This is a genomic window from Paenibacillus sp. LC231 (assembly GCF_001860525.1).
In the GTDB taxonomy this organism is placed as follows: Bacteria; Bacillota; Bacilli; order Paenibacillales; family Paenibacillaceae; genus Paenibacillus_AQ.
In genome coordinates, this window is record NZ_JFOM01000027.1 from 54162 (window position 1) to 61530 (window position 7369).

Consider the following 7369-nt stretch of genomic DNA (forward strand, 5'->3'; position numbering starts at 1 on the left):
GTCTTCTACCCAATTCCGTTCAATATACATGGGACAAAGCGACAGTATTGGAAGGTAAACATAAACTGTTCTCAGTCAATTAGGCAGAAGTTTACATTTTAATACGTTGTGAAGGGGAGAAAAACGACTTGCTAAGATCTATCGTGATTCCTGAGCGTTACCAATCCAGGCTGGACAGGATGGAAACGGCTATCGCCATACAAAAAACCAAATCGTATTTTAAGACCGGGCTTGAGAAGGCACTCCGCTTAACCGAAGTCTCCTCACCCGTTATGGTAAAAGAGGGCACAGGTATTAACGACAATTTGAACGGCACGGAACGGACCGAATCTTTTGATGTGATGGATATGAAGGAAGGCCGGGTCGAAATTGTGCAATCCCTTGCAAAGTGGAAACGTTCGGCTCTTGCCCAATACGGCTTTACGAGTGGGGAAGGTTTATACACCGATATGAAAGCCGTCAGGCGGGATGAAAACATGGATAATCTGCATTCCATATACGTCGATCAGTGGGATTGGGAAAAAGTGATATGCGAAGACATGCGTACTCTCGCCACCTTAGAACATGAAGTTGTAAGGATATATGATGTGATCAAATCCACGGAAGAGTACCTTTATGAACTTCATCCCTTCTTGAAGCCGATCCTCCCGGAGCGAATTTTTTTCATCACGACGCAGGAGTTGGAAGATCGCTTTCCTAGTTTAACGCCGAAGGAAAGGGAAAATGAAATTGTCAGGATACATGGCGCCGTATTCATTATGCAAATAGGCGGAACGATGAAGTCCGGTCAGGTGCATGACGGCCGCTCGCCGGATTATGATGACTGGACTTTTAACGGGGATATTGTTTTGTGGTATCCGGTATTGAATTGTGCGGTGGAGCAAAAAGAAAGGATATCTTACAATGAAGATATCCTTTCTTTATTCATTAGGGATGGTGTTGGTCTGCATCTTATTCCATATCTTGACCATAATTAGCGTCACGATAGCCACAAGCGCAGCCAAGATCAAGCTGACAAAAAAACCGGGCCGAATGCTCTTCTCCATGATGGTTCCGGTTACGGCACCGAGCAGGAGGATGATGCCGAATCCACCCAGAATCACATCCCACATTCTGACCTTTAGAATTTTGTAAGCCGAAATGATAATGAACGACCAATTATACATCTGCAATATGCCGGCAGCCGTTGTAATGTATTCGTATATTTTTCCGGGCAATAGGAGTGCCGTGACGATTGAAGCCGATAAACCGACCGCGGCAAGCACCAAGGAAGGGAGCGGCAGCTTCCGGAACTTTTCCAGCTTCTTCGTAAAAATACTTGGTGCATCGCCGTCCTTAGCCATCGTCACAAGCAAATTCACTACGGCAAACAATGAAGCGCTCATCGTCGAGAATCCGGCCATAATGATCGCTCCATTGAATACATGGGGAAAGAAAGTTAGCGGATAGCTGGATAGCGCCGTAACGAACGGGCTTTCTTTCTCACTCAAGAGTTTGTAGGAAACCATGAAGACAGCAAGCCCGATGGATATCATGTAGATCACGGTCAGTCCGATGAGCATGACTTTTCCTGACTTGGGAGCATCCTTTTTGTTTTTGAGCTGCATGGACATCAAACCAATGGTTTCGACACCCCCATAGGCATAGAAAGCATATAAGAGCGAGGACCAGAATGCGGGAAATCCGCCAGGGAACACTTGTCCAACCGAATCGGGAAATCCGGGTCTACCATCGCTGCCCCCGCGAATCCAGCCCATAAGCGCTGCAGTTGAGAGAAGAATAAACATGAGAATCGCCGCTGTTTTTATGACGGCCAATATATTTTCCACCTTATCGAAGCCTTTCGTACCCAGCAGAACGACGGCAATCGATAATACGGCATAGATGGCTGCGAATATCCATAGCGGAATATCAGGGAACCAAAACTTGGTCAGGATGGACAGAGCCGTCAGCTGACTGCCCATGATTAGAATTTTCGTGCTCCAGTAATTCCATGCGCTTCCGAAACGTGCCCACCGCCCAAACGCTTTTCCCGCATAATAACAAAAGGATCCCTCTTGAGGATCCGCCGTCGTCATTTTGGCCAAAAAATGAAAGACAATATAGGTTCCTATAGCAGCGATAAGGAATGATACAACCATGGAAGGTCCCGTCAGCTTAATGCCAATGCCGGAACCTAGAAAATACCCCGTACCAATCGTACAGCCGATGCCAAGCAGTGAGAGCTGCCACCACTTTAAGCTGCCTTTGCTGCTCTTTTGATCCATCGATGCGGAATCGTTCGGTCCTGCACACCCAGGTGAATCCATAGCATATACCTCCACTATGGTTAAGTTGTTCATGTACCGTGCGGAGTATGCATCTGGTTTGAGCAGATTAACCATTATTGGAATAATTATTATGTAAGTCCCCATAATAGCTATAGATTGGTGGGGAGTGAGTGTATGTTAAGTCGATTACTGATAAATGCGCTGAAACGAAGCATTCCAAAGAACAGAACAAAGAAAACAACGGATACACCACATCCGATAACCCCGTCACTTCAAGACTCCATTCAAATATTGGAGCAGAAACTGGGGAATAGCTCTGATTTTATTGTCAGAATAGTACCGGGTCGCGACGGTATACCGGAAATTGCGGTGTGCTACATAGAGGGACTAGTTGATCTGGATCAGCTTAACGGAATCATGGAAGCTTGGTTAACCGTTACAGTGGATACCGCTGGAACGCCTGATATGGATGCATTGCTGAAAAAAGTATTGCCGGCAAGGCAGGTAACTCAGCTGCGATCCGTTCATGCCTTAATCCCGGCGGTATTAGAAGGTAAAGCCGTTATCTTAATTGATGGCTTGGATGTCGCTTATTCAGCATCTGTTGCAGGTCTGGAGAAGCGATCGATTGTTGAGCCGAGTTCACAGACCGTGATTCGAGGACCTAAAGATGGCTTCACTGAAGATATTTCGACCAATCTATCCCTTATCCGAAGAAGGCTTCGAACACCGGATTTGCGGGTTCAAACGATGGTAATCGGCAAATATACCAATACCAGAGTGACTACAGCTCATATTGAGGGTATTGCGGATCCGCAGGTTGTATCAGAGATTATGTCACGTTTACATTCCATTGATACGGATAGCGTGCTGGAAAGCGGATATATCGAAGAATTTATCCAAGACGCTTCCGTGACACCTTTTCCAACGATGATTAACACAGAACGCCCTGACGCAGTGGCTGGAAGCCTTTTGGAAGGACAAGTTGCCATTTTGATTGATGGTTCACCCTTTGTACTGATTGCTCCTGTTACTTTTTTTAAGTTCCTCCATTCTAGTGAAGACTACTATCAACGGTATGACTTGACCACATTTTTGCGGGCCATTCGCTTTGTTTCTTTTGTGGTATCCCTGCTGCTTCCCTCCTTATATATTGCCTTCTCGACGTTTAATCAGGAGATGATTCCGACTCCACTTCTCATTAGTTTGGCAGCGCAAAGGGAAGGCACTCCACTGCCTGCGCTGGTTGAAGCCTTCATGATGGAATTAACGTTCGAGATCATTCGAGAAGCGGGGGTTCGGATGCCAAGGGTCATTGGACCAGCCATTTCGATTGTGGGGGCGCTCGTATTGGGACAGGCTGCCGTTCAGGCGGGCCTTGTGTCCGGTGCGATGGTGATCGTAGTTTCCTTTACGGCTATTGCGAATTTTGCGATCCCGGCTTTTAGCATGGCAGCAGCCATTCGATTAATTCGTTTTGTCTTGATGCTGCTGGCAGGGACGCTTGGCTTGTTCGGTATTTTGGCTGGCATCGTGCCTCTTTATGTTCATTTGGTGTCCCTGACTTCGTTTGGGGTTCCCTATCTGTCGCCTATGACTCCGCTCCGCTTCTCTGAAATGAAGGATCTGTTTGTCCGTCTACCATGGCCATTGCTCAAGACCAGGCCTAAGGAGATCAGTCAACGTAATCTAGTCAGGCAGAACGAGAATCCACGTTCTAAGGGTACGAGAAAGGATCAGACGAAGTGAATTTGATTAACTAGAGGTGAAATATGCGCATTTTCGCTCAAATAACACTTTTGCTCGTTATGATGTTTTCAATGACAGGCTGCTGGAATCAAACCGAGTTAAACGAGATCGGCCTCATCTCAGCGATCGGCATAGACCGGTCAGGGGATCGGTGGATCGTTTCTTATCAATTAATTAACCCATCGGCGATTTCATCAGGTGCTGGGGGTGCTGGCAAGGCTGGCGGCTCGGAGGCTCCAATCCATGTGTTTTCCTCAACGGGCCCAACGCTTCGGGAAGCGATTGATGTCAGTTATACGGAATCAGCCAGACGTCTATATTTTCCGCATACGGATATCCTTGTGCTTGGTCAGCAGGCAACGGAAAAGGGGATTAGCGAAATCATGGATTTCTATTGGAGAAACACCTATATGCGTGAGACCGTCAATGTCCTGGTTACGAACGGGCAGGCAAGTGAGCTGCTAAAGCAACTTGTACCGACTGAACGATTACCGGGTGCAGCCATCGCTAATATACTGGAAAAAACGGATCAATTTAATGGCAATTACCCATCCACGAAAATGTATGAGCTGGCTATTAGTTTGGATTCGGAGTCACAAGCAGCCGGTGTTCCCCAGATTGAATTAGTGGGTGGGCCGGAGGCTAAAGTGGATTCCGTGGATCAATTACATAAAACCTCTACCCGCGGAAAGCTTAAAATTACGGGATTATCCGTATTTGATAAAGAACGGAGAATCGGAACGTTAACGCGTAGTGAAAGCTTCGGAATATCTTGGTTAACTGATAAAGTGAGCATTAGTACTTTATCCATTCCTTGTCCAGAATCGAATACAGAAAAAGAACAATTTTCATTCCAATCGGCCTCTGCAAAAACCAAAGTCACACCTCATAAAACGGCAAACGGTTATCAAATGCGAGTTTCTGTTAAAGTCAAAGGTACAATATCGGAGTCTCATTGTCATAGTAACTTAACCAGCTTGCCTATACTTCATGCGGCGCAGAAGGAAATTGAAAAGGTAATTAAGGACTATATGGAACAAGGATGGGAAGCCGCCAAAAGACTGAAAGTCGATTTGCCACATTTTGCCGACAAGATCCATCGTAAATATCCGAAAGATTGGCAAAAGTTAAAGGACCGTTGGGAAGAAGAGGAGATGCAATCTCTCCAACTTGTACTAGAGGTGGATGCAACGATCAGTCAAACAGGAATGTCACAAACGTCTTTCAGAGAGACGGGAGCTCTTAGTAGGCCTTTGCTCATTTCATTGGTAAGGGCACAGAAAGGGAAAGCTGCTTATGAACCAATCCATTCGAGTTACCGAGTTAGTATGTTATCTGGCTCTTTTTGAGGTTGGAAGCACAACCTTGTTTTTCTTGGGAGCTGAAGCCAAGAGGGATGCTTGGCTAGCCATGGCCCTAGCCGCCTGCGTTGGACTGCTCCTACTCTGTATATATCTGATGATACACCGCACAGATCCTGATCTTGATCTGTATGATTTATGCAAACGATATTTCGGTAAAGTCATCGGTTTTGTAGCAAGTTTTTCCTTTGCCGCTTATTTCACCTATGAAGCCTCTCGTAATCTAAGGGATTTAGGTGAACTAACGGTGTTGACTTTGTTAAACCGGACACCGCTGGCATTTATCATGCTGATCGCCATTGTTGTCATAACAAGTACGGTGATGTATGGGCCTCGTGTTGTCTTTTTGGTCAGCGCTGGCCTGCTTCCCATTATTATTTTGAGTTATCTCACCATATATTCACTGCTGCTAACGACGGGACTTATTAAAACAGAGATGATGCTGCCGGTTTTAGAGAATGGTTTTAAACCAGTATTCTCTGCAGCCATACCGGAGCTGGTGTCATTTCCGTTTGGACAAACGCTCCTGTTCCTGGTGTTTTTTCCTTTGGTGCATAAGAAGGGAAGGTTGCGGAGAGGCGTGATAATCACATATATCATTACGGCGATTTGTTTAATATTGATCAACCAAGTCAATATTTTGGTCTTAGGGCCGACACTTGCTGCCAGTAGTACGCTTCCTTTGCTGCAGGTGGTTCAGCTGATCGAAATTGCAGATGTCTTTGAGCGCATCGACGTTTTATTCGTTCTTATACTATTTCTGGGACTGGGCGCGAAAATGACTGCTTTTTCTATGGGTGCCGTAATCGGCCTCACTAAACTCACAGGAATCCCCTATAAGATATGTACTGTTTTCTTAGGAGTATGCTTATATATGTTGGCATTCTTGTCCCCAAATTACCCTCATCATATATGGCTTGGGATTAAGTTTGTCGTGACATATGTAACACCCATCTTCCAGGTGGCGCTGCCTTCGATGCTTCTCCTTACGATATGGATCAGGCAAAAGATGGAAAAACAACATCAATGAAAGTTTAAGCACCAACAATACTTGTGTTCGCTAAAAATACCCTGAATACTTTCGGCTTGTTTAATTCACAATAAACCTGAACTGCAGAAAAGAAGCCGTTATCCAGCTACCACCTTGTTGAAATTACTTGATTGACATGTAAGCAAACCATATTAGGAGGTACGAGAATGCAATTCGAACAACCACAAAATCATCAAAACATGGAGACCGGTATGATTCCTCCACAATTGAACCACGGCGGACATGAGATGTTTGATGTCCACGAAGTATTGGCAGGGGCTATCAATACGATGAACACGTATACCATGCTGAGCGGACATGTGCAGGATCCGGAGCTTCGGGATATCCAGCAGCGCCAGAAGCAATTTATGGCTGATGAGTATAACATCACCTTAGAGTGTTTTAAAACAGGACAAGATCCTTCAAAGCCGACGCAAAGCTATAAAATGAAGCAAGGTAATGACTTTATTTACGGCATGAAACCAGGCCAGCCGAAAAAACCGATGCAGTCCACAGCCGAGATCAACGATGAAACCATCGCGCTCAGCATGTTGAACGCAGTGAAATCGGGTGCTACGATGAAAACCAATGCAGCCATGGAATCTACGAATCCGGTCGTACGCCGCGTGCTTGCCGATTCCCTTCCCAACTGCATCGAAATGGCTTATGAAATTTCGCTATATCAGAATAAGCATGGATACTACCAAGTACCGCAGCTGCCTCAGCAAGATATGCAGTACATGCAGAATAGTTACGGCACAGCCCCAATGCCTGGCAATATGCCCCCTCATTAATAACCAAGCGCTTTGTCCGTATGGACAGGGCGCTTTTTTTGTAAAAAGAAAACCATACGCTATGCGTATGGTTCAGGATAGCTTAAGCGTTGTATAAAAAAAATCCTCCGAAGTGTTAAGATAAATTCGGTTCGCCAACCAAATTTAAAACACGAGGAGGAGATC

At 45.6% G+C, this 7369-nt stretch carries 6 protein-coding genes; 5 read left to right on the forward strand and 1 reads right to left on the reverse strand.

The features are described 5' to 3' along the window. The first annotated feature begins 128 nt into the window (after positions 1-128). Positions 129-977, forward strand: a complete 849-nt coding sequence (locus AK95_RS19905; RefSeq protein WP_071221650.1) for an aspartate--ammonia ligase — start codon at positions 129-131, stop codon at positions 975-977. Here the strand turns inward: AK95_RS19905 and AK95_RS19910 are convergent. Further along, the gene (locus tag AK95_RS19910; RefSeq protein ID WP_071221651.1) at positions 921-2309 is read right to left on the reverse strand and encodes an amino acid permease; all 1389 of its coding nucleotides are present in this window, start codon (positions 2307-2309) and stop codon (positions 921-923) included. The genes AK95_RS19905 and AK95_RS19910 overlap by 57 nt on opposite strands. A gap of 135 nt (positions 2310-2444) precedes the next feature. On the opposite strand from AK95_RS19910, the gene AK95_RS19915 reads away from it, so the two are divergent. The 4 genes from AK95_RS19915 (at position 2445) to AK95_RS19930 (ending at position 7204) form a co-directional block, all read left to right on the forward strand. Next, the gene (locus AK95_RS19915; protein WP_083397679.1) at positions 2445-4019 is read left to right on the forward strand and encodes a spore germination protein; all 1575 of its coding nucleotides are present in this window, start codon (positions 2445-2447) and stop codon (positions 4017-4019) included. A 23-nt stretch (positions 4020-4042) separates the two neighbouring features. Next, positions 4043-5368 carry a Ger(x)C family spore germination protein gene (locus AK95_RS19920; protein WP_071221652.1) on the forward strand — a complete coding sequence of 442 codons (1326 nt, stop codon included), beginning with the start codon at positions 4043-4045 and terminating at the stop codon, positions 5366-5368. Continuing rightward, entirely contained in the window at positions 5316-6410 is a 1095-nt protein-coding gene (locus AK95_RS19925) for a GerAB/ArcD/ProY family transporter (protein WP_071221653.1), read from the forward strand. Before AK95_RS19920 ends, AK95_RS19925 begins: the two co-directional genes overlap by 53 nt. Positions 6411-6577: 167 nt before the next feature. Further along, positions 6578-7204, forward strand: a complete 627-nt coding sequence (locus tag AK95_RS19930; RefSeq protein WP_071221654.1) for a spore coat protein — start codon at positions 6578-6580, stop codon at positions 7202-7204. Positions 7205-7369 lie beyond the last annotated feature (165 nt).